1 protein-coding gene is annotated in these 457 nt (G+C 35.0%); it reads right to left on the reverse strand.

All coding sequences use genetic code 11. The features are described 5' to 3' along the window. Positions 1-428 (reverse strand): DUF5675 family protein (locus DMC01_RS12805; RefSeq protein WP_221887181.1); only part of this gene is annotated, 428 nt, incomplete at its 3' end. Positions 429-457 lie beyond the last annotated feature (29 nt).

Below are 457 nucleotides of genomic sequence, written 5' to 3' on the forward strand. Positions count from 1 at the left end.
CTAGAATCTGCTTTTAAGATATTATCGGCAAAAAGCCTTGGATTATTTTTATCCCTTATTCTATCCTTGGCTATAATCAAGCAACCAAAGGTGTTACGAGGGGAGCTTCCTTCTTGATCCTTACTATTTTCCTTTGTATAGCCCTCGTGTATTAAAATATATCTTTGTGCTGAGATGTAAGCATTATGTAGTTTAAGTGTTTGCTTTCTCCTTGTCCCATTATGCCAACTTACCTCATATCTACCCTCAGGTATTCTTAATTTCAACTCCCCTGCTATGCTACATGGTCCATTTTTTTCTAGGACATAAGCGTAATTTTCATCATCAGCTAACAAGGGATTAAAAAGCTCATCATCTGAGAGATGATTAAAGAATTCATACCTCATTCTTTCTTGTGCTTCTTTGAATTTTAAGCTTTTTTGTTTCATTGCTTCTTGTGTTTGTGTGAATTTTAAGC

Source organism: Campylobacter troglodytis, assembly GCF_006864425.1.
In the GTDB taxonomy this organism is placed as follows: domain Bacteria; phylum Campylobacterota; class Campylobacteria; order Campylobacterales; family Campylobacteraceae; genus Campylobacter_D; species Campylobacter_D troglodytis.